This window comes from Streptomyces sp. CA-179760 (assembly GCF_050937045.1).
GTDB lineage: Bacteria > Actinomycetota > Actinomycetes > Streptomycetales > Streptomycetaceae > Streptomyces.
Map to the genome: position 1 here is coordinate 5,898,073 of NZ_JBNJLZ010000001.1, position 20,774 is coordinate 5,918,846.

At 71.8% G+C, this 20,774-nt stretch carries 20 protein-coding genes and 2 pseudogenes; 14 read left to right on the plus strand and 8 right to left on the minus strand.

Annotated elements, in window-relative coordinates; genetic code table 11:
* Positions 1–105 precede the first annotated feature (105 nt).
* The 3 genes from ACQEV8_RS26970 (at position 106) to ACQEV8_RS26980 (ending at position 2,179) form a co-directional block, all read left to right on the plus strand.
* Positions 106–1,365 carry an alpha/beta fold hydrolase gene (locus ACQEV8_RS26970; protein WP_432965027.1) on the plus strand — a complete coding sequence of 420 codons (1,260 nt, stop codon included), beginning with the start codon at positions 106–108 and terminating at the stop codon, positions 1,363–1,365.
* Entirely contained in the window at positions 1,334–1,852 is a 519-nt protein-coding gene (tsaE, locus tag ACQEV8_RS26975) for a tRNA (adenosine(37)-N6)-threonylcarbamoyltransferase complex ATPase subunit type 1 TsaE (RefSeq protein WP_432965030.1), read from the plus strand. The genes ACQEV8_RS26970 and tsaE overlap by 32 nt, the downstream gene beginning before the upstream one ends.
* A 159-nt stretch (positions 1,853–2,011) precedes the next feature.
* Positions 2,012–2,179 carry a hypothetical protein gene (locus tag ACQEV8_RS26980; protein ID WP_432965033.1) on the plus strand — a complete coding sequence of 56 codons (168 nt, stop codon included), beginning with the start codon at positions 2,012–2,014 and terminating at the stop codon, positions 2,177–2,179.
* A gap of 167 nt (positions 2,180–2,346) precedes the next feature.
* Here ACQEV8_RS26980 and ACQEV8_RS26985 read toward each other — a convergent pair whose 3' ends face one another.
* From ACQEV8_RS26985 to ACQEV8_RS27010, 6 genes are all read right to left on the minus strand, one after another.
* Entirely contained in the window at positions 2,347–2,475 is a 129-nt protein-coding gene (locus ACQEV8_RS26985; protein WP_432965036.1) for a hypothetical protein, read from the minus strand.
* 141 nt (positions 2,476–2,616) lie between these two features.
* On the minus strand, positions 2,617–2,970 hold the full coding sequence (locus ACQEV8_RS26990; RefSeq protein ID WP_432965039.1) for a MerR family transcriptional regulator: 354 nt from the start codon (positions 2,968–2,970) through the stop codon (positions 2,617–2,619).
* Between the two features lie 583 nt (positions 2,971–3,553).
* On the minus strand, positions 3,554–3,847 hold the full coding sequence (locus ACQEV8_RS26995; protein ID WP_432965041.1) for a CBS domain-containing protein: 294 nt from the start codon (positions 3,845–3,847) through the stop codon (positions 3,554–3,556).
* Positions 3,848–3,889: 42 nt separating this feature from the next.
* Positions 3,890–5,383 (minus strand): DEAD/DEAH box helicase, encoded by a 1,494-nt coding sequence (locus ACQEV8_RS27000; RefSeq protein ID WP_432965043.1) that lies wholly within the window; start codon positions 5,381–5,383, stop codon positions 3,890–3,892.
* Positions 5,384–5,625: 242 nt separating this feature from the next.
* A complete protein-coding gene (locus tag ACQEV8_RS27005) occupies positions 5,626–5,829 on the minus strand; it encodes a cold-shock protein (protein ID WP_398462404.1) in 204 nt (67 codons plus the stop codon).
* Between the two features lie 414 nt (positions 5,830–6,243).
* Positions 6,244–6,798, minus strand: coding sequence for a hypothetical protein (locus ACQEV8_RS27010; RefSeq protein WP_432965047.1), 555 nt, complete (start codon positions 6,796–6,798; stop codon positions 6,244–6,246).
* Between the two features lie 329 nt (positions 6,799–7,127).
* Here ACQEV8_RS27010 and tsaB point away from each other — a divergent pair, with 329 nt between their 5' ends.
* The 4 genes from tsaB to ACQEV8_RS27030 are packed head-to-tail and all read left to right on the plus strand — an operon-like array spanning position 7,128 to position 9,664.
* On the plus strand, positions 7,128–7,781 hold the full coding sequence (gene tsaB / locus ACQEV8_RS27015) for a tRNA (adenosine(37)-N6)-threonylcarbamoyltransferase complex dimerization subunit type 1 TsaB (RefSeq protein ID WP_432965050.1): 654 nt from the start codon (positions 7,128–7,130) through the stop codon (positions 7,779–7,781).
* Complete coding sequence (gene rimI, locus ACQEV8_RS27020; RefSeq protein WP_432965053.1) at positions 7,778–8,284, plus strand: ribosomal protein S18-alanine N-acetyltransferase; 507 nt, start codon at positions 7,778–7,780, stop codon at positions 8,282–8,284. The genes tsaB and rimI overlap by 4 nt, the downstream gene beginning before the upstream one ends.
* Positions 8,277–9,410, plus strand: coding sequence for a tRNA (adenosine(37)-N6)-threonylcarbamoyltransferase complex transferase subunit TsaD (gene tsaD / locus ACQEV8_RS27025; RefSeq protein ID WP_432965056.1), 1,134 nt, complete (start codon positions 8,277–8,279; stop codon positions 9,408–9,410). Before rimI ends, tsaD begins: the two co-directional genes overlap by 8 nt.
* Entirely contained in the window at positions 9,407–9,664 is a 258-nt protein-coding gene (locus tag ACQEV8_RS27030) for a hypothetical protein (RefSeq protein ID WP_432965059.1), read from the plus strand. Before tsaD ends, ACQEV8_RS27030 begins: the two co-directional genes overlap by 4 nt.
* A 9-nt stretch (positions 9,665–9,673) precedes the next feature.
* Here the strand turns inward: ACQEV8_RS27030 and ACQEV8_RS27035 are convergent, their stop codons facing one another.
* Entirely contained in the window at positions 9,674–11,992 is a 2,319-nt protein-coding gene (locus ACQEV8_RS27035; RefSeq protein WP_432965062.1) for a glycoside hydrolase family 3 N-terminal domain-containing protein, read from the minus strand.
* 162 nt (positions 11,993–12,154) lie between these two features.
* Here ACQEV8_RS27035 and ACQEV8_RS27040 point away from each other — a divergent pair, with 162 nt between their 5' ends.
* The 5 genes and pseudogenes from ACQEV8_RS27040 to ACQEV8_RS27060 all read left to right on the plus strand — a co-directional run bounded on the left by ACQEV8_RS27040 (position 12,155) and on the right by ACQEV8_RS27060 (position 17,670).
* The gene (locus tag ACQEV8_RS27040; RefSeq protein WP_432965065.1) at positions 12,155–13,234 is read left to right on the plus strand and encodes a LacI family DNA-binding transcriptional regulator; all 1,080 of its coding nucleotides are present in this window, start codon (positions 12,155–12,157) and stop codon (positions 13,232–13,234) included.
* Positions 13,235–13,358: 124 nt separating this feature from the next.
* Positions 13,359–14,709 (plus strand): annotated as a pseudogene (locus ACQEV8_RS27045) (endo-1,4-beta-xylanase).
* Between the two features lie 94 nt (positions 14,710–14,803).
* Positions 14,804–15,847 (plus strand): LCP family protein, encoded by a 1,044-nt coding sequence (locus tag ACQEV8_RS27050; RefSeq protein ID WP_432965068.1) that lies wholly within the window; start codon positions 14,804–14,806, stop codon positions 15,845–15,847.
* 141 nt (positions 15,848–15,988) lie between these two features.
* Positions 15,989–16,345 carry a YciI family protein gene (locus ACQEV8_RS27055; RefSeq protein WP_432965071.1) on the plus strand — a complete coding sequence of 119 codons (357 nt, stop codon included), beginning with the start codon at positions 15,989–15,991 and terminating at the stop codon, positions 16,343–16,345.
* A gap of 47 nt (positions 16,346–16,392) precedes the next feature.
* Entirely contained in the window at positions 16,393–17,670 is a 1,278-nt protein-coding gene (locus tag ACQEV8_RS27060; protein ID WP_432965074.1) for an RNA polymerase sigma factor, read from the plus strand.
* A gap of 21 nt (positions 17,671–17,691) precedes the next feature.
* Here ACQEV8_RS27060 and ACQEV8_RS27065 read toward each other — a convergent pair whose 3' ends face one another.
* Positions 17,692–18,855: a THUMP-like domain-containing protein gene (locus ACQEV8_RS27065; RefSeq protein WP_432965077.1), complete on the minus strand. Its 1,164-nt coding sequence runs from the start codon at positions 18,853–18,855 to the stop codon at positions 17,692–17,694.
* A gap of 90 nt (positions 18,856–18,945) precedes the next feature.
* Here ACQEV8_RS27065 and ACQEV8_RS27070 point away from each other — a divergent pair, with 90 nt between their 5' ends.
* Positions 18,946–19,869, plus strand: coding sequence for a polysaccharide deacetylase family protein (locus ACQEV8_RS27070; RefSeq protein ID WP_432965080.1), 924 nt, complete (start codon positions 18,946–18,948; stop codon positions 19,867–19,869).
* A pseudogene (locus ACQEV8_RS27075) lies at positions 19,866–20,593 on the plus strand (polysaccharide deacetylase family protein). The gene ACQEV8_RS27070 and the pseudogene ACQEV8_RS27075 overlap by 4 nt, the downstream one beginning before the upstream one ends.
* Positions 20,594–20,774 lie beyond the last annotated feature (181 nt).

The following is a 20,774-nucleotide window of genomic DNA, read 5'->3' on the forward strand; positions in this document are numbered from 1 at the left end:
GACCTGACAACACAGGCACCTGACAACACCAGCAAGCACAGCAGCACAGCAGCACAGCACCAGCAGCACCAGCAGAAGCCCGACGAGCAACCCGAGGAGAGGCACGTGAGCGAGAGCAGTGCGGAGGCCGTGGCGAACGCAGCCTCCGTGGCCGTCGCGGCCTCCGCCGCGGGGGAGGCGGGAGGCTGGCGCCGGGCGACCGGCATCGCCGGCGTCGCGATAGGCGTGGTGGCCGCGGGCGCGGCCGCCGGTGTCGCCCTGGAGCGGATGACGGTCGGCCGGGGCATGCGCCAGAAGGCCCGCCTCGCCCTGGACTCGGCGGGACCGTACGGCTCGCTGCGCGGCATGCCCGGAAAGGCGTTCGCCGACGACGGTACGGAGCTGTACTACGAGGTCGACGACATCGACCCGGAGGCAGCGCCCGCCGCCATCGGACCGCGCCGCCGCAGGCTCTTCGGCCGCAAGGCACCCGCTCCCGTCACGGTCGTCTTCAGCCATGGCTACTGCCTCAGCCAGGACTCCTGGCACTTCCAGCGGGCCGCGCTGCGCGGCGTCGTACGGACCGTGCACTGGGACCAGCGCAGTCACGGCCGGTCCGGCCGGGGCGTGGCCCAGACGCGGGACGACGAGCCGGTCACCATCGAGCAGCTCGGCGCCGACCTGAAGGCCGTCATCGACGCGGCCGCCCCCGAGGGGCCGATCGTGCTGGTCGGCCACTCGATGGGCGGCATGACGGTGATGGCGCTGGCCGACCAGTACCCCGAGCTGATCAGCGAGCGGGTCGTCGGGGTCGCCTTCGTGGGGACGTCGTCCGGGCGGCTCGGCGAGGTCAACTACGGACTTCCGGTCGCCGGCGTCAACGCGGTGCGGCGGGTGCTGCCCGGTGTGCTGAAGGCGCTGGGGCAGCGGGCCGACCTGGTGGAGAAGGGGCGCCGGGCCACCGCGGAACTGTTCGCCGGGATCATCAAGCGGTACTCCTTCGCGTCCCGGGACGTCGATCCGGCCGTCGCCCGGTTCGCCGAGCGGATGATCGAGAGCACGCCGATCGATGTGGTCGCCGAGTACTACCCGGCGTTCAACGACCACGACAAGACCGAGGCGCTCGGGTGCTTCGCCGACATGCCCGTTCTCGTCCTGGCCGGGGTGCAGGATCTGGTCACGCCCAGTGAGCACAGCGAGGCCATCGCCGATCTGCTGCCGGACGCCGAGCTGGTGCTGGTGCCGGACGCGGGGCATCTGGTCATGCTGGAGCACCCGGAAGTGGTCACCGACCGCCTCGCCGACCTGCTCACCCGCACGGGTGCCGTACCGGCAGGGGCTACCGTGAAGGGCTATGGAAGCACCAGCACCGCACAGCCCGGCTGAGCCCGGATCCGTCCAGATCACCGTCACCTCCCCCGAGCAGATGAGGGAGCTGGGCCGCCGGCTCGCGAAGCTGTTGCGCGCGGGTGATCTGGTGATGCTCAGCGGAGAGCTCGGGGCGGGCAAGACGACACTGACCCGTGGGCTGGGGGAGGGGCTCGGCGTGCGCGGGGCCGTCACCTCGCCGACCTTCGTGATCGCCCGGGTGCATCCCTCGCTGGGCGACGGGCCGCCCCTGGTCCATGTCGACGCCTACCGGCTCTCCGGGGGTCTCGACGAGATGGAGGACCTCGACCTCGATGTCACGCTGCCCGAGTCCGTGATGGTCGTGGAGTGGGGCGAGGGCAAGGTGGAGGAGCTGACCGAGGACCGGCTCCAGGTCGTCATCCACCGCGCGGTGGGCGACACGACCGACGAGGTCCGGCAGATGACGATCACGGGTGTGGGCGAACGCTGGGCGTCGGCGGACCTGAGCGTGCTCGCCGCGTGAGGTCGTGAGCCGCGTACGTCGTGGTGTGCGGTCTTTTGATGAACGTTCCGACAAGACGTCGGCAAGATGTTGCGTTCGGCCTCTTGTGCGTGGTCACATGGTATCCAGTCCGTGGTTAGGTGAACCTAACTTCGTTGCCCCGGCCTTCGGGAGGCGTCCATGTCGGCTACAGAGAGCAAGGGGCAGCCGCAGCCGTTCGCGGTCGCCGGGGTGTCCATGCGTGACCTGCTGGCGGCCGGCGAGGCGGCGGCCCTGGTCTCCACGCCCCCGCGCGCTCCCGAGCCGGAGTTCTCGGAGCGGGGCAGGGAGCACCGCGAAGCGGCTTAGGGGTCAGGCCCCGGTGGGGTGACCGCGCAGGGTTCGCCAGGTCGGGTGCCTGCGGCGGCAGGTCGTACGCCGGGGCGGCACCGACTCGAATTTCCTCGCCGCTGCGGCTGGAACGCAACCGGCGACCCCTGGCCGTGCGACGCTGCCGCCCGCGTTGGAGTGACTCGTCAGCGGCAGGTGGGCAGGCCCGCCCGCGCTCCCGGAGGGCGGAGCGCAGCGGATGCGGTGGATTCGGCGCCGCCGGTGACCAGGATGTGCGTACGGCTGTCGCGCGACTTGTCGCGCAGCCGGGCCATGGGCTGACCTGACGGTCTGCAAGGGAGCGGTCGCTCTGGCGGGCGCGGCCCACGCGGTGTGGCGTGGAGGGCGCGCGGATGTCGCCAGGGGCTCGCGGGACGCTGACACGCGGCGGACGACCTGCCGTCCCGGACGGGCGCTCAGCCGGAATCGGAAGCGGAGCTGTCGGGCACTTCGTGCCCGGCACTGCGGCGGTACTCCGCGTTGATGCGCTGAGCTTCCTCGAGCTGGTCCTCGAGGATGACGATGCGGCAAGCGGCGTCGATCGGGGTCCCCCGGTCGACGAGTTCGCGGGCGCGCGCGGCGATCCGCAGTTGGTAGCGGGAGTACCGGCGGTGTCCGCCCTCCGAGCGCAACGGAGTGATCAGCCGGGCCTCACCGATGGCTCGGAGAAAAGCCGGGGTGGCGCCGAGCATCTCGGCGGCCCGCCCCATCGTGTATGCGGGGTAGTCGTCGTCGTCCAGACGATTACTGAGTGGGGTATCTGCTGTCATGTCACCTCGATGTGCAACGCGTCGAGGGGCCCTGGTGCCGTACGGCACCAGGGCCCCGAAGGAAATTCAACACCATCTGTCGGCCCTCATGCTGTGCCGACCTTCTTCTTTCCGCTACCGGCCCTGCAGAAGGGGGGTGCGGGGATCGCGGTGCGTGACCGGGGACCACCTTCCAATCCGGGGTCTTGCGGTACCCGGGCCGAGCGCTTCCTCGGGCCGGGCGATCCTGATGGCGTCTGCTCCTCCGTTCTTCCTCTGAGCCAGCCACTGGGCGAGCTGGTACTGCGGAACTACTCAGGCACTGCACCCGCCAGTTCGTATCTGCCGGGCTCACTTGACCTCGTCTACGAGAAAGATGCTAACCGCGTCAGAGCTCAATGTCTACTCTGGCAAGAGCAGATTTCAGCTCGCTGGGGGCACAGATAGCCTGTGGTCGGCCTTGACGGGCGGCCGTCTCGGGCCCCGCGACGTGGAGTACGGACGGCGAGACGACGATGAGGGCCCTGCCGACGCGCGTCGGCAGGGCCCTCATCGGGATCTTGACGGCGGTTTCCCGCCCTTCCTCATAGGTTCAGGGATACGTTCAGGGATGGGGCAGGGAGTGGCGGGAGCCGCCGAGGACCTCCCGTAGACGGATCCGGTCCGTGTAGCTGGCACTGCCGCTGTGAACAGCGAGTTCGGCCCGGGTGACCGAGCCCGTGCACTGGTCGTTCTCGTCGCACAGCAGGAGGTACTCCACCCGTGCGCCGGCCATGACGGACAGCGCGACCTCTACTGTCATGTCGTCCCGGACCCGGGGGCCGGACGCGGCCATGTCGTCGGCCAGGGCCATGGGGGAACGATCCGTCTCGTGTCGCGGTGCCTGAACCGGTGTCATAGCCGCCTCCTCGGAAATGGGTGAGTTCCTGATCGACGCGGACTAGGCCTTCGGGTCGAAGGCGGGCCGCTGTGACCTGGACCGCCCCGCTCGCCCGGCAGCGCGCCCCTGGGCGGGACGGCCCTGGCGCCCTCGGGACGAGGGAGCCGTGGAAGACGCCGAGCGGCGAGGGCGGGACACGGCCGGCGGGGTGATGACGACGGGGACACCGGAAGGAGCCTGGGCGCCTGTGATGCGGTTCAGTTCCGCTTCACCCGAACGGACCGCGGTGATCCGGGGGGTGATGGCGGCCGAAGCCATCAGCCGGCTCATGCCGCGGCGCTGGCCGGGGGTCACGAGGGTGACGACGCTGCCGGACTCGCCCGCGCGGGCGGTACGGCCGCCGCGGTGCAGGTAGTCCTTGTGGTCACCCGGCGGATCCACGTTGACGACCAGGTCGAGGTGGTCGACGTGGATACCGCGGGCCGCGACGTTGGTCGCCACCAGCACCGTCACATGCCCTGTCTTGAACTGGGTGAGGGTCCGGGTGCGCTGGGGCTGGGACTTGCCACCGTGCAGCGCAGCCGCGCGGACGCCGCTGTTCAGCAGATGCTCGGTCAGCCGGTCCACGGCGTGCTTGGTGTCCAGGAACATGATCACCCGGCCGTCCCGTGCCGCGATCTCGGTGGTCGTCCGGAACTTGTCCGCTTCGTGTACGTGGAGCACGTGGTGCTCCATCGTGGTGACAGCGCCCGCGGACGGGTCGACGGAGTGGACCACCGGGTCCGTCAGGTAGCGGCGGACCAGCAGGTCGACGTTGCGGTCCAGGGTGGCCGAGAAGAGCATTCGCTGCCCCTCGGGACGCACCTGGTCGAGCAGGGCGGTGACCTGGGGCATGAAGCCCATGTCGGCCATCTGGTCGGCCTCGTCGAGGACGGTGATGGCGATGTCGTCCAGTCGGCAGTCGCCACGATCGATGAGGTCCTTGAGCCGCCCCGGCGTCGCGACGACGACCTCCGCCCCGGCTCGCAGCGCACCGGCCTGCCGGCCGACGGACATCCCGCCGACCACGGTCGCCAGCCGCAGCCGCACCGAACGGGCGTACGGGGTGAGCGCGTCGGTCACCTGCTGGGCCAGCTCGCGGGTGGGGACGAGGACCAGGGCGAGGGGCTGCCGTGACGCCGCGCGCCGGCCCGCCGTGCGGGCCAGCACCGCGAGGCCGAAGGCGAGGGTCTTGCCCGAACCGGTACGGCCGCGGCCGAGCACGTCACGTCCGGCGAGGGAGTTCGGCAGGGTCGCCCCCTGGATCGGGAACGGTACGGTCACCCCTTCGTGGCCGAGCGCGGCCAGCAACGGCTCCGGCAGGGCGAGGTCGGCGAACGCCTCGACGGCGGGCAGCGCGGGTGTGATCGTCTTCGGCGGTGCGAACTCGCCCTGGCGTGCGGCCGGCCGACGCTCGTAGCCGTTGGAACGGCGCGGCGCTCCCGAGCGCTGGGCGGCAGAACCCCTGGAGCGGTCGTAGGTGCGCGTCGTGCGGGTGGTGCGTGCGCGGTTCAAGCGGAACCTTCCTCGATGTTGGCACTGAGGCGCGTAGCAAGGAATTTCCGCAGCAAAATGAACGGCGCAAACAATCGCGAGAACGAGCCTGGGATGATGGGCGGCGAGTCGGATCGACGGTGAGCATGTCATCGTCCGGTGGTGCGGTGGGTCCTCACCGTCACGCGCCCTGAAATGCAGCGAGCTGGGGCCCGCACCCCAAGGTGCGGGCCCCAGCTGCGAAGTATGCGTTGCCGCCGGTGTCAGGCGGGAACGATGTTCTCGGCCGTCGGGCCCTTCTGGCCCTGCGCGATGTCGAACGACACCTTCTGGCCTTCCTGGAGCTCGCGGAAGCCCTGGGCGGCGATGTTCGAGTAGTGGGCGAAGACGTCGGCGCCGCCGCCGTCCTGCTCGATGAAGCCGAAGCCCTTTTCCGAGTTGAACCACTTCACGGTGCCCGTAGCCATTTCATTTCTCCTTCGGAGACGATGTTCGGAATTCGCCCTGTGCGGATTCCGCGTCGCCGTGCTGATTAACCGTCGGAAAATGAACCTTCTGGCAACCACACCTGCAACTGAGATCGACATTAGCACGGCAAGATGGACCCTGTGCGGTCGAAAATTCCGACCTGGTCTGTGGTCGAGGAATATTCGCGGCGGACCACAGCTATTTCTCACGTCACGGATACAGATATTGCTTCCGTGCGCGTGCAGTGTTCCTGCCGGTCACTTCCGGCCACAGCGCCATGACCTCCGGCGATGATCCATGGGCCGCTCCCGTCGTCATGGACGGACGGGGTGACGTCGAGTGCGCCGAGACCTCGCTGTCGCGATGAAGGTCACACCGCTCCACCGGCCCGGTGAACCTGTGCGGTCACGGCACTAGCGGACCACGACGACCCGGCGGCCGATCGTCGCGAACGTCCACATCGCGTCGCCGTTCACGCGTGACTCGCGGATGCCGCCCGTGCGGGCCTTCGGGTCGGGGGCGGCGGTCGAGCCTGGCACGGCCGCGCTGAAGCCGATGACCACGCCGTCCACGCTGGTGAAGCGCACGACGTGTTCGACGGGGATGCCGTCGGAGCCGGTGATCGCGTTCGAGCGGGACGTCACCGAGTAGCTGCCCGGGGCCGGATCCACCGCGCTCGGGTCGACCTCGAACGTACGCGTGACCACCTCGTCCGTTCCGACCAGCCACACCCGGTCGCCGCCCAGGGAGTACACGACGCGGGCACCCTGGCCGGAGCCGCCGGGCAGCGCGGAGGGGTCCTTCTTGGTCCGGGGCGGCTTCGAGGTGCCGGCCTTCGGCGAGGCGCCCGCCTGCGGCTTGCCCAGACCGGCCGGGACGGTCGCCGACGCCTGGTAGGCCAGATAGCCGACCGCCGTGAGGGCCGCGGCGGTGAGCCCGGCCACGATTCCCGAGCTGCTGACTGCCACCGGCGGCCACCTCCGCGTCGTACGTCCCTGCCGTGACGGTAGGTGACGGTAGCAGCAGGTGACGGCCCGGCAGGTGCGGCTCCGCCGGGCCGGGGCCCGTGTCGAACGTCCTGCGTGCCGCGCGACGCCGGGCACGCACGCCCGCCGCGCTGTCGGGTCGTCCCCGGCCCTCTGGAGCGGGGACGGCCCTCGCCCTGCGATCGCATCTCCCCGGGCATCCGGCTTCGCCGGAGCTGGAGGGGGGACCCCTCCGAGCCGCCGCGGGGACCGCTCGACGGGCGGATGGCAAGGCGTCCGACACCGGCCCCGTGGAGCCGTAGGCTGTTTGCGTGCTCTTGCTCGCTCTGGATACCGCCACACCCGCCGTCACCGTCGCGCTGCACGACGGCCGCGACGTCATCGCCTCGTCGAGTCAGGTGGACGCGCGGCGGCACGGGGAACTGCTGCTGCCGGCGATCGACTGGGTGCTCGCCGAGGCCGGTCTGAAGCTGGAGGCCGTCACCGGGATCGTCGCCGGCGTCGGTCCGGGCCCGTACACCGGGCTGCGCGTCGGGCTGATGACCGCCGAGACCTTCGGGCTGGCGCTCGGCGTCCCCGTGCACGGTGTGTGCACGCTGGACGGCCTCGCCTTCGCCGCCGACCTCGACGGCCCGTTCGTCGTGGCGACGGACGCCCGCCGCAAGGAGGTGTACTGGGCGCGCTACGCGGACTCCCGCACCCGCCTCACCGACCCGGCCGTCGACCGGCCCGCCGACATCGCCGAGCAGGTCAAGGGCCTGTCCGCGGTCGGCGCCGGCGCGCTGCTCTACCCGGACACCTTCCCCAAGGCGCACGAGCCGGAGCACGTCTCCGCCGCCGCACTCGCCCGGCTGGCCGCCGAGAAGCTGGCGGCGGGCGAGGAGTTCCCCGCGCCCCGGCCGCTGTATCTGCGCCGCCCGGACGCCCAGGTCCCCAAGAACTACAAGGTGGTCACCCCCAAGTGACCGAACCCGTGAGGTGTGCGCTGCGCGAGATGCGCTGGTGGGACATCGACCCCGTGCTGGAACTGGAACGGGACCTGTTTCCCGAGGACGCCTGGTCGCGTGGCATGTTCTGGTCCGAACTGGCCCACTCGCGCGGGCCGGAGGCGACCCGGCGGTACGTGGTCGCCGAGGCCGGCGGGCGGATCACCGGGTATGCCGGACTGGTCGCCACCGGTGAGCAGGGCGACGTCCAGACCATCGCCGTCGCACGGGACCTGTGGGGCACCGGCCTCGGCGGGGTGCTGCTGGCCGAGCTGCTGCGCGCGGCGACCGCCTTCGAGTGCGCCGAGGTGATGCTGGAGTGCCGCGTCGACAACGTCCGCGCGCAGAAGCTCTACGAGCGCTTCGGCTTCGAGCCCATCGGGTTCCGGCGCGGCTACTACCAGCCCGGGAACGTGGACGCCCTGGTGATGCGACTCACCGACCCTTCAACTTCCGTACAAGGAACCGAGATCAATGGCTGACGAACCGCTCGTCCTGGGCATCGAGACCTCCTGCGACGAGACCGGCGTCGGCATCGTCCGCGGCACCACCCTGCTGGCCGACGCCATCGCCTCCAGCGTCGACGAGCACGCCCGCTTCGGCGGCGTGGTCCCCGAGGTCGCGAGCCGTGCCCACCTGGAGGCGATGGTCCCCACCATCGATCGCGCGCTGAAGGAGGCGGGCGTCAGCGCCCGCGACCTCGACGGCATCGCCGTCACGGCCGGTCCCGGCCTCGCCGGTGCCCTGCTGGTGGGCGTCTCGGCGGCGAAGGCGTACGCGTACGCGCTCGGCAAGCCCCTGTACGGGGTCAACCACCTCGCCTCGCACATCTGCGTGGACCAGCTGGAGCACGGCCCGCTGCCCGAGCCGACCATGGCGCTGCTGGTCTCCGGCGGTCACTCCTCGCTGCTGCTGTCCTCGGACATCACCTCCGACGTCCGCCCGATGGGCGCGACCATCGACGACGCGGCCGGCGAGGCCTTCGACAAGATCGCGCGCGTGCTGAACCTGGGCTTCCCGGGCGGGCCGGTCATCGACCGGTACGCGCGGGAGGGCGACCCGAACGCGATCGCGTTCCCGCGCGGCCTGACCGGCCCGCGCGATCCGGCCTACGACTTCTCCTTCTCGGGGCTGAAGACGGCCGTGGCCCGCTGGATCGAGGCCAAGCGGGCGGTCGGGGAGGAGGTCCCGGTGCGGGACGTGTCGGCGTCCTTCCAGGAGGCGGTCGTGGACGTGCTGACCCGCAAGGCCGTCCGGGCCTGCAAGGACGAGGGCGTCGACCACCTGATGATCGGCGGCGGTGTGGCCGCCAACTCCCGGCTGCGCGCCCTGGCCCAGGAGCGCTGCGAGGCGGCCGGGATCCGGCTGCGGGTGCCGCGGCCCAAGCTGTGCACGGACAACGGGGCGATGGTCGCCGCGCTCGGCGCCGAGATGGTGGCCCGGAACCGGGCCGCGTCGAGCTGGGACCTGCCGGCCGACTCCTCGCTGCCGGTGACGGAGCCTCATGTGCCGGGCAACCACCACGGCCACGACCACGGCCACGACCACGGGCACCACCACGGCCATGACCATGTGCACGAGGTCAGCAAGGAGAACCTCTACCCGTGACGGTCGCCCTGATGTGGGAGGCGCGGGCCGTGCCAGGGCGCGGCGAGGAGCTGCTGGCCTGGGCACGCGCCCAGGTGCTGCCCCGCGAGCCGCTGCGCCGGGAGACCCTGCGCGCTCCCCAGGACCGGGTCCTCGTCCTCACCTGGTGGGACGCCCCGTACGACGCCGAGCTGCCGGAACTTCCGGAGCCGGACGGGGACCTGGTCACGCGGGCTGTGCACCGGTGGCGGTTCGAGTCGGTGGGCGTGGACTGAGCGGGCCGGTCACTCCACGCCGCTGATTTCCGTCTCGCAGCGCAGCCGCCGGTCGGTGCCGAGCACCCGGACCGGGCCCGTGAGAGTGAGGCGCACGGTGTGCCGTACGTCCGCGCTCGATGCCGCCAGCCTCAGTTCCAGGGCGCCCGGCTCGACCACGCGCCGGCCCGCGCGGTCGGTGAAGGAGGACAGGTCCGCGTGGAAGCGGAACGTCACCCGGACCGCCTCGCCCGGGGCCGCCGTCACCCGCTGGTAGCCGATCAGCCGCATGTCGGGGCGGGTCACGGACGCCACCGGGTCGTGCAGATACAGCTGCACCACCTCCGCGCCCGCGCGCTCGCCCGTGTTGCGGACGGTCACCGACACGTCGTGGGAGCCGTCCGTGCCGAGCTCGGCCGGTTCGGTCGCGGTGCAGTCCTCCCAGGCGAACGTCGTGTACGAGCGGCCGTGGCCGAAGGCGTACAGCGGGGTCGGGTCGAGGTTGCTGACCTCGCCCGCGAGGCCCAGGGGCGGCTGGAGATACGTCCAGGGCTGGCCGCCTGGGACCTGCGGGACGCTCACGGGGAGACGGCCCGACGGGTTCACGCGGCCCGACAGCACGCCCGCGACCGCCGGGCCGCCCTCCTCCCCCGGGAAGAAGGCCTGGACGACGGCCCCCAGGCGCCCGTGCCAGCGCCCGAGGGCGTACGGCCGGCCGGTCAGCAGGACCAGGACCACGGGCACGCCGGTGGCGATCAGCGCGTCCAGCAGCTCGCCCTGGGCGCCCGGCAGACCGAGATCACTCGCGTCGCAGCCCTCACCTGAGGTGCCCCGGCCGAACAGGCCCGCCCGGTCGCCGAGGACCGCCACGCACACGTCCGCCTCGGCGGTGCGGGCGACGGCGTCCTCGAAGCCCGAGGTGTCCGGGCCGGTCACCTCGCACCCTTGTGCGAACGTCACCTTGGCGTCGGGGAGTTCGGTGCGCAGGGCGTCGAGGACGGTCGGGATCTCGATGCCGGTCGGCACGTCGGGGTGGTGGGTGAGGACGTGGGACGGGAAGGAGTAGCAGCCCAGCATGGCCAGGGCGTCGGCGGCCCGGGGGCCGACCACCGCGATCCGGGTGTCGGGGGCCAGCGGGAGCATGCCGTCGGGGTTGTCGAGCAGGACCACCGACTCCTCGGCCAGGCGGCGGGCAAGGATCCGGTTGCCTGTGGAGTCCAGGTTCACCGCGCCGGCCGGCTCGGGGTTCCAGTCCTCGTCCAGCAGGCCCAGTTCGCACTTCTGGAGCAGGACCCGGCGGGCCGCGCGGTCCACGAGTTCCTCGGGCACCTGGCCCGACCGGACGGCGGCCGGCAGGGGATCGCCGTAGCACTTGAGGGTGGGCAGTTCGACGTCGACGCCGGCCTCGAGGGCCGCGTGGGCCGCCTCGGCCGGGGTGCCGGCGACGCGGTGCAGGGTCTGGAGGAAGCCGATGCCGAAGTAGTCGGCGACGACCGTGCCGGAGAAGCCCCACTCCTCGCGCAGGAGCCGGGTCAGCAGCTCGGGGTCCGCCGAGGCCGGGACGCCGTCCCGCTCGGTGTAGGCGGCCATCACCGAGCGCGCCCCGCCCTCGCGCAGTGCCATCTCGAAGGGCGGGAGCGTGACGTCCGCGAACTCGCGGACACCGGCCCTTACCGGCGCCAGATTGCGGGCGCCCGCCGAGGAGGCGTACCCGGCGAAGTGCTTGAGCGTGGCGACGATCCCGGCCGACTCCAGGCCCCGCACATAGGCCGAGCCGACCGTGCCGACCAGGTACGGATCCTCGCCGATCGTCTCCTCCACCCGGCCCCAGCGCGGATCGCGTACGACGTCCAGCACGGGTGCGAGGCCCTGGTGGACGCCGGCCGAGCGCAGGTCGTCGCCGATCCGGCGGGCCATCTCCTCGACCAGCGGGGGATCCCAGGTCGCGCCCCAGGCCAGCGGGACCGGGTAGGCCGTGGCCTGCCAGGCGGTGAAGCCGGCCAGGCACTCCTCGTGCGCGATCGCCGGGATGCCGAAGCGGCCGGCCTCGGTGATACGGCGCTGGGCGCGGGCCAGGGCGCGCACGCCGAGCGCCGGGTCCACGGGGGCGGTGCCGAAGGAGCGCGTGAGCTGGCCCAGGCCGCGCGTGATCAGCTCGGCCCATTTTTCGTCGGAGTGGTCCACGGTCATGTCGTGCTGATGCGGAGCGACCCCGTCGCCGTCCGTCGAGGCGCCCACCCACACGCCGTACAGCTGGGCGGTCTTCTCCTCCAGGGTCATCCGGGAGAGCAGGTCGTCGACGCGGGCGGCGGCGGGCAGCGCGGGGTCACGCCAGGGCACGGTGGTCATGAAGCTCCTGTCGGGTGGACGGACGGCCCTCTCACGAACGGTGCTGACGAGCGTTACTCGCGAACGTATCTACGAATGTTTCGATATGCACTCCGAATGTTCCGGGAACCTATGGCGCCACGAGGACTTCGTCAAGGGGCCCGCAGGGTTACGATCGCCGCCATGACTTCCCCGGAGCCCGCTGAAAGCCGGCCGCAAACCCGGACGCAAACCCGGACGCAGGGGCGCACCGCGCAGACCGCGACGCTCGCGGAGATCGCCCGTGAGGCCGGTGTGTCGGCGCCGACTGTTTCGAAGGTCCTGAACGGCCGCGCCGATGTCGCTCCGGCCACCCGGGCCCGTGTCGAGGACCTGCTGCGCGCCCACGGCTACCGGCGCCGCCGCGCCGAGGCGACCCGGTCGCCCTTGATCGACCTGGTCTTCCACGAGCTGGAGAGCGCCTGGGCGATGGAGGTCATCCGGGGTGTGGAGAACGTGGCCCGGGACGCCGGGCTGAGCGTGGTGCTGTCGGAGAGCGCCGGGCGGCTCACCCCCGGGCGGACCTGGGCCGACCAGGTCGCCGCGCGCCGCCCGCACGGCGTGATCCTGGTCCTGTCCGGGCTCGACGAGTCGCAGCGGGCGCTGCTGACCAGCCGCTCCATCCCGTTCGTGGTGATGGACCCGGCCGGCGACCCGGGCGCCGACGTGCCCTCGATCGGCGCGACCAACTGGCAGGGCGGTCTCGCGGCCACCCGGCACCTGGTCGAGCTGGGGCACCGCAGGGTCGGCGCGATCACCGGGCCCTCGCAGATGATGTGCAGCCGTGCCCGGATCGACGGCTACCGGGCCGCCATGGAGACGGCCGGGCTGCCGGTGGACCCCGAGCTGATCGCGGACGGCGACTTCCACCACGAGGCCGGCTACCGCCGGGGCCTGGAGCTGCTGCGCCGCCCGGACCGGCCGACCGCCGTGTTCGCCGGGAACGACCTCCAGGCGCTCGGGCTGTACGAGGCCGCGCGCGAACTGGGGCTGCGTATCCCCGAGGACCTGAGCGTCGTCGGGTTCGACGATCTGCCGGTGGCGCCCCTGGTCGGGCCGCCGCTGACGACCGTACGGCAGCCGCTGACGGAGATGGCCGAGGCCGCGGCCAAGCTGGTCCTGGACCTCGGCCGCGAGGAGGGCACCCCGGCGGCGACCCGGGTGGAGCTGGCGACGAGTCTGGTGGTGCGCAGCAGCACGGCGGCGCCCCTGGCCGGAAGTTGACGTATTGACGGGTGGGGCGGGTGTCTTGACGGGTGGGGCGGGCGTCTCCACACTCCTCCGAAGTCAATCGGTTGCACCACCGAAACTTTCGGAGGCACCCGCTATGAGATCCCTGAGACCTGGCATGAGATCGCTGAGATCGGGCTTGCTCACCTCACTGCTGGCCGGTGTCGTGACGGCCGGCTCCCTCCTGGTCGCGGCCCCCGCCTCGCATGCCGCCGACACCCCGCTGCGCGACCTCGCCGCCGCCAAGGACAAGGTCATCGGCACCGCGGTCACCGGCTCCAAACTCACCGGCACCTACGGCGACGTCGCCGGACGCGAGTTCAACTCGCTCACCCCCGGCAACGCCATGAAGTGGGGCTCCGTCGAGCCGAGCCGGGGCAGTCACAACTGGGCCGAGGCCGACCGGATCGTCGACTTCGCCGAGGCCCATGGCCAGCAGGTGCGCGGCCACACCCTGCTCTGGCACCAGCAGAACCCGGGCTGGCTGACGAACGGCAGCTGGAGCAGGGACCAGCTCGGCGCGATCGTCCAGGACCACATCGCCACCGAGGTCGGCCGCTACAAGGGCAGGCTCGCCGCCTGGGACGTGGTGAACGAGCCGTTCAACGAGGACGGCACCTACCGCCCGACCCTCTTCCACGCCATCCTCGGCCAGGACTACATCGCGCAGGCCCTGACCTGGGCCCGGGCCGCCGACCCGAGCACCGAGCTGTACGTCAACGACTACAACGTGGAGGGCGTCAACGCGAAGAGCACCGCCCTGTACAACCTGGTCAAGTCGTTGAAGGAGCGGGGAGTTCCCATCGACGGGGTCGGGCTGCAGGCCCATCTCATCGTCGGCCAGGTGCCCTCGACGCTCCAGCAGAACATCCAGCGCTTCGCCGACCTGGGCGTCGACGTGGCGATCACGGAGCTGGACATCCGGATGCAGCTGCCGGCGACCGAGGCGAAGCTGACCCAGCAGGCCGCCGACTACAAGGCGGTGATGAACGCCTGTGTGGCGGTCGCGCGCTGCGTCGGCGCCACCGTCTGGGGCTTCACCGACTCCGACTCCTGGATCCCGGACACCTTCCCCGGCCAGGGGGCGGCGACGCCGTACGACGAGAACTACAGCCCGAAACCGGCGTACCACGCCATCGCGGAAGCCCTAGGCGGCACGGCGACCCCGCCCCGACCGGCGCCTGCACGGCGACGTACAGCGTCACCAGCCAGTGGAGCACGGGCTACACGGGCCAGGTGCGGATCGACTGCTCGGGGCCGCGCTGTCGTCGTGGAAGGCGAACTGGACGTTCGGCGCCGGGCAGCGGATCACACAGGCCTGGAACGCGAACTGCGCGCAGTCGGGGACAGCGGTCAGTTGTGCGAACGCCTCGTACAACGGTTCGGTGCCCGACGGCGGTTCGGTGACGTTCGGGTTCAACGGGTCGTGGAGCGGGAGCAATCCGGTGCCGGTGGTGACACTGGGGTGAGAACGGGCCCGTCCGGCCCATGAAGTCTGAGAATTTCCGAAGAAAAGGCGCGGCGAGGGCCCTGCCCGTAATAATTCGGACTTATGTTCCTGCCGTGACGGGACACGAGGCGACCGGGGACGAGAGCAGAGGCACGGGCCGGCGGGCGATCGCACTGCGCACCGTCGGCCTCACCCTGACGGGCCTGCTGATGCTGGCCGCCGCGGCGGCGGGCTGGGCCTACTGGCATCTCGACAGCAACATCAAGAGCGTCGACATCGACAACGCGCTGGGCGACAACCGTCCGCCGAGGCCGGTGACCGCGCCGTCGCCCTCGGCGTCCGCCCTGCCCAGTGGGGCGCTCAACATCCTGGTCCTGGGCTCGGACTCGCGCGGTGGCGAGGAGAACCAGAGGCTCGGCGGCGGCGACAGCTCGGGTGCCCGCTCCGACACGGCGATGGTCGTCCATCTCGACGCCGGGCGGACCAGCGCGACGGTGGTGAGTATCCCGCGCGACACCCTGGTCACCCGCCCGTCCTGCCCCCGCTCGTCCGGAGGTTCGACGGCGGTGGCCTACCACTCGATGTTCAACAGCGCGTACGCGGTGGGCGGTCCGGTCTGCGCCGTGAAGACGGCCGAGTCGCTGACCGGCGTCCGCATGGACCACTACATCGAGATCGACTTCTCCGGCTTCGCGCAGCTCGTGGACGCGCTCGGCGGCGTCACCGTCACCACCGAGGAGGACATCGCCGACGACCACAGCCATCTGCGCCTGAAAGCCGGTACCCACCACCTGGACGGCACCCGGGCCCTCGCCCTGGCCCGCACCCGGCACGGCATCGGCGACGGCAGCGACCTCGGCCGCATCGGCCTCCAGCAGACGCTGGTGAAGGCACTGCTGGAACAGATCGCCGCACAGAACCTCCTCACCGACCCGGCGAAGCTGTACCGGGTCGCGGACGCGGTGACCGCCGGCCTCACCACCGACACCGGCCTGGATTCCCTGACCGATCTGACCCGGCTCGGGCAGAGCCTTCAGGGCCTGTCGGCGAGCGAGGTGCGGACGGTGACGATGCCGGTGGTGCGGGCACCGTCGGACCCCAACCGGGTGGTGGCCGAGGAGCCCGAGGCGGAGAAGCTGTGGGAGTCGCTGCGCTGACCTGCGGGAACGCGGCCCGGGGGAAGAACCCGGAAATAAATCTCGAAGAAATGCGGCGACCGTGTCGATCCTGGGGCCTCCCGATCGACGCAGGGGTGAGAGCGGGAAGAGAACCCGCTCCGAAGACCCCGAGGAGTCACCATGCCGCGCTTTCTCACCCTGATCCGCATCGACGAGAAGAACGCCCCCGCCGAGGGCCCGAGCCCCGAGCTCATGGAGCGGATGGGCGCGCTCCTGGAGGAGATCACCAAGGCCGGGGTCATGCTCGACACGGCCGGGCTCACCCCGACCTCCGACGGCAGCCGGGTGACCTGGGAGGGCGGGCAGCTGTCGGTCACCGACGGGCCGTTCACCGAGTCCAAGGAGGTCATCGGCGGCTACTCGATCAGCCAGTGCAAGGACAAGGCCGAGGCGATCGAGTGGGCCAAGCGGTTCCTGTCCGTGCACGAGGACTACTGGACGATCACCGCCGAGGTCCGGCAGATCACCGAGGACTGACCGGATCTGCTTGGCCGGGTGCCGCCGAGGGTGTCTGATGGTGGGCTGTGACAGCGCAGCCCACCCCGGACCCGAGCGGCACCGGCACGGCCATCGAAACGGTCTTCCGCATCGAGTCGCCCCGCATCATCGCCGGCGTCACCCGGATCGTCCGGGACGTCGGCATCGCCGAGGAACTCGCGCAGGACGCCCTGGTCGCCGCCCTGGAGCAGTGGCCGCGGGACGGGGTGCCCGGCAACCCGGGCGCCTGGCTCATGGCCACCGCCCGCAACCGCGCCGTCGACCTGGTCCGCCGCCGGGAGAACTACGCCCGCAAGCTGGCGGAGATCGGCCGGAGCCTTCCGGACGAGGCCGCGCCGCAGGAGCCCGCGGTCCTCCGTGACCCTGACGGCATCGACGACGACCTGCTGCGCCTGGTCTTCACCGCCTGTCACCCGGTGCTGTCCACCGAGGCCCGCACGGCCCTCACCCTGCGCCTCCTCGGCGGCCTCACCACGGCCGAGATCGCCCGCGCCGTCCTGGTCCCGGAACCGACCGTCGCACAGCGCATCGTGCGCGCGAAACGCACCCTGGCGACACGGAACATCGCCTTCGAGGTGCCCTACGGCCCCGACCGCGAGGCCCGTCTCGGCTCCGTCCTCGACGTCATCTACCTCATCTTCAACGAGGGTTACGCCGCCACGGCCGGCGACGACTGGCTCCGCCCGTCCCTGTGCGAGGACGCCCTGCGGCTGGCCCGGGTGCTCTCGTCCCTCATGCCGAAGGAACCCGAGGTCCACGGCCTGACCGCGCTCCTGGAGTTCCAGGCGTCCCGCACGTCGGCCCGGACCGGCCCCTCGGGCGAACCCGTCCTCCTCAAGGACCAGAACCGCGCCCGCTGGAACCGCATGCTCCTCGCCCGTGGCGTCGCGGCGCTGGGCAGAGCCGAGGCCGCCTCCTCGGGAGCCCCGGGCCCGTACCTCCTGCAGGCCGCCATCGCCGCCTGTCACGCGCACGCACACACCTACGAGGAGACCGACTGGCCCCGCATCGCCGTCCTGTACGGCCTCCTGGCCGCCCGCTCCCCGTCCCCGGTCGTGGAACTCAACCGCGCGGTGGCCGTCTCCATGGCCGAGGGCCCGTCCGAGGCCCTGCCCCTCGTCGAGGCCCTGACCGACGACCCCGCCCTGCGCGACTACCACCTGCTCCCCAGCGTCCGGGCCGACCTCCTCTCCCGCCTGGGCCGTACGGCGGAGGCCCGGGCCGAGTTCGAACGTGCGGCGTCGCTGACCCGGAACGAACGGGAGCGCGAGCTGCTGCTGCGGCGCGCGGCGGAGCATTCCTGACGGGCCGTCGGCCGCGGTCGCCTAGGCGGGGTGCCCGATGAGCATGGCCGGGGCCCCCGCCACCCGGGTCAGGAACACCGTGGCCGCGTGCGGCCCCTGCGGTTTGACCTTCTTGCGGAGTTCCTCCGGCTCGACCGCCGAGCCCCGCTTCTTGACGGTGAGAATGCCGACCTGGCGCTCCCTCAGCAGGGCCTTCAGCTTCTTGACGTTGAAGGGGAGATGGTCGGTGATCTCGTAGGCGGTGGCGTACGGGGTCGGGTGCGGGGCGTCGGCGGTGACGTACGCGATGGTCGCGTCGAGCAGGCCGCCGTCGACCCTGTCGGCCACCTCGGAGACCAGGTGGGCCCGGATGACGGCGCCGTCGGGCTCGTACAGGTAGCGGCCGGGCGGGCGGACCTCCGGGTCGGGCAGGCCGCGCGAGAGCAGGGTGCGGGGCCCCGGCAGCAGGGTGGCCCGTACCGCCCCCGGCTCGGTGCCGAACCACAGCACCGCCTCCTTCACGTCCCCGCCGTCGGAGATCCACTCGGCCTCGGCGTCCTCGGGCACCGCCTCGTGCGGGATGCCGGGGGCGACCTTCAGCGCGGCGGCGCGAGGAGCCCGGCGGGCGGCCGACACCGCCCAGGACAGGGGCGGTGAACAGGCCTCCGGGTCGAAGATCCGGCCCCGGCCGCCGCGTCGGGCCGGGTCGACGAAGACGGCGTCGTAACCGGCCGTGTCCACCTCCGTGACATCGGCCTCCCGCACCTCGATCAGGCCGGCAAGACCCAGCGCGTCGGCGTTCGCCCGCGCCGCCGCGGCCGTCATCGGGTCCCGGTCCACGGCCAGCACCCGGATCCCGGCACGGGCCAGCGCGATCGCGTCCCCGCCGATGCCGGAGCACAGGTCGGCGACGGAGGTGATCCCCAGGTCCTTCATCCGCCGGGCGCGATACGCCGCCACACTCGCCCGGGTCGACTGCTCCACCCCGTTCGGCGTGAAGAACATCCGCCCCGCGTCCTCGGCCCCGAACTTCACCGCCGCCCGCTGCCGCAGCCGCGCCTGGCCCAGCGCCGCCGACACCAGCTCGGCGGGATGCGCCCGGCGCAGCCGCGTCGCCACGGCCAGCTCCTTCGCCGGGTCGGTGTCCCGCACCTCGTCGAGGAGGGCGCGGCCTTCGGGGGTGAGGAGGAGGTCGAGATCGTTCACCGGATCATTGTGGGCCAGTCGGTGGACGGTATGCCGTCGGCCGCGGTGTCGGGGCGGGTTCGCACCGGGCGGCTGCGAGGATCCGGCATCATGCGAGCAGTCGTACAAAATGACAAAAGACGGGCAACTGGCGGCGTACGCATCGGACTCGTCGTGCTCGCCCTCGCCGCCATCGCCTCGGGCTGCGCGCAGCCGGACGGCACCCAGGTCGCCCCGGCCGGCGGCCAGCAGCCCCTCGACGCGCCCCCGGCCCGCGCGCTCGACTCCTATGCCACCAAGCTGCGTGCCGCACACGCCGCCCGCATCGCCGCGGCGCACCGCTGGGGACTGCGAAGGGTCCCGCTGGCTGCGCCGCCGGCTCCCGGGAAGAAGCCCAGGATCAGGACCCGCGAGGGCTTCGAGGTGAACGGCCACCGGGAGCTGGACCTCCCGCCCGTCTTCACCACGGTCCCCACCCGGGACAAGGTCGTCTTCCTCACCATCGACGACGGCGCCGAGAAGGACCCGGAGTTCCTGCGGATGATGAGCGACCTGGACGTCCCGTACACCGCCTTCCTCAGCGGCTACCTGGTGAAGGACGACGACCGCTACTTCCGGCAGATGCAGTCCAGGGGCGTGGTCCTGAACAACCACACCCTCTGGCACCGCTACATGCCGGGTCTGTCGTACCGCGCGCAGCGGCGCGAGATCTGCGGCATGCAGCGCTTCATCGAGAGGCGCTACGGCACCCGCCCCACCCTCTTCCGCCCGCCCTTCGGCAGCTACGACAGGGCGACCCTGCGCGCCGCCAAGGCCTGCGGCATCGAGTACGCCCCCCTCTGGAACGCGGAGGTCTTCGCCGACCACTGGGAGTACCGCGCGGCGGACCGGAGGCTGCGCCGGGGCGACATCGTCCTCAGCCACTTCCGGGGGCGCGGGCAGTGGAAGGGCGCGATGCCCGACATGATCCGCCGCTTCCTGAACAAGGTCACGACCGAGGGATACGCGGTGGGGCGGCTGGAGGACTACCTGTGAGGCGGCGCCCGGTCGCGGCCGCGTTGTGTGCGGGCCTGCTCCTGCTGGCCGGCTGCGGCGGGGCGGCTGAGCGGGCGGGAGCGGACGGCCGGGGCCAGGACCCGACACCCGCGGCCGGCCCCCTCGCGCGTCCGGCGCGCCTGCCGCCCGTCGTGGACCGGATCCGCACCCGCGACCCGGTCGTCTTCCTGACCTACGACGACGGCGCCGAACGCGACCCCGCCTTCGCCGGCCTCGTCCGCGAACGGCGGCTCCCGGTCACCCTGTTCCTCACGGACAGCGTCGCCGGGCCCGGCTACGGCCATCTGGCCCGGCTGCGCGCGGTCGGCGTGTCCCTCCAGAACCACACCCTCGACCACCCCGCCCTGCGCGGCCTGCCCTACGCCGGCCAGCGCGCCGAGATCTGCGGCCAGCAGCACAAACTCCGCACCCGCTTCGGCGTCCGCCCCCACCTCTTCCGCCCGCCCTACGGCACGTACGACAGGACGACCCTGCGCGCCGCCGCCGACTGCGGCATCACGGCGGTCGTCCGCTGGCGGGCCGCCCTGTCCGCCGATGGCGAACTGACGTACCCCCATGGCGAGCCCCGCCTGCGCCCAGGCGACATCATCACCGTGCCCTCGGAGGGGACGGATGCCCTGACGCCGACGGAACGGACCGTGCGGCTGCTGGGGGAGATCGAGGGGAAGGGCTGCGGGTGGGGCGGCTGGAGGACTACCTCTGAGGCGGACCGATCGCCGACGCGCCGCCGGCAATTAGCAGTCCGCTTGACCGAGTGCTAATCACGGTCATAGTCTCGGCTCTGGCACTCACCACTGGAGAGTGCCAACACAGCGACGGGCAGGTCCGGCACCCGCGACGACGGATCCACCTGGTCGCCACCTCAGACAGTTAACCCCGTGAGA

Coding starts and splice junctions, on each gene's coding strand:
- tsaE (WP_432965030.1), top strand. CDS start 1,334: ATGGAAGCACCAGCACCGCACAGCCCGGCTGAGCCCGGATCCGTCCAG.
- ACQEV8_RS26980 (WP_432965033.1), top strand. CDS start 2,012: ATGTCGGCTACAGAGAGCAAGGGGCAGCCGCAGCCGTTCGCGGTCGCC.
- ACQEV8_RS26985 (WP_432965036.1), bottom strand. CDS start 2,475: ATGGCCCGGCTGCGCGACAAGTCGCGCGACAGCCGTACGCACATCCTG.
- ACQEV8_RS26990 (WP_432965039.1), bottom strand. CDS start 2,970: ATGACAGCAGATACCCCACTCAGTAATCGTCTGGACGACGACGACTAC.
- ACQEV8_RS26995 (WP_432965041.1), bottom strand. CDS start 3,847: ATGACACCGGTTCAGGCACCGCGACACGAGACGGATCGTTCCCCCATG.
- ACQEV8_RS27005 (WP_398462404.1), bottom strand. CDS start 5,829: ATGGCTACGGGCACCGTGAAGTGGTTCAACTCGGAAAAGGGCTTCGGC.
- tsaD (WP_432965056.1), top strand. CDS start 8,277: ATGGCTGACGAACCGCTCGTCCTGGGCATCGAGACCTCCTGCGACGAG.
- ACQEV8_RS27035 (WP_432965062.1), bottom strand. CDS start 11,992: ATGACCACCGTGCCCTGGCGTGACCCCGCGCTGCCCGCCGCCGCCCGC.
- ACQEV8_RS27040 (WP_432965065.1), top strand. CDS start 12,155: ATGACTTCCCCGGAGCCCGCTGAAAGCCGGCCGCAAACCCGGACGCAA.
- ACQEV8_RS27055 (WP_432965071.1), top strand. CDS start 15,989: ATGCCGCGCTTTCTCACCCTGATCCGCATCGACGAGAAGAACGCCCCC.
- ACQEV8_RS27070 (WP_432965080.1), top strand. CDS start 18,946: ATGCGAGCAGTCGTACAAAATGACAAAAGACGGGCAACTGGCGGCGTA.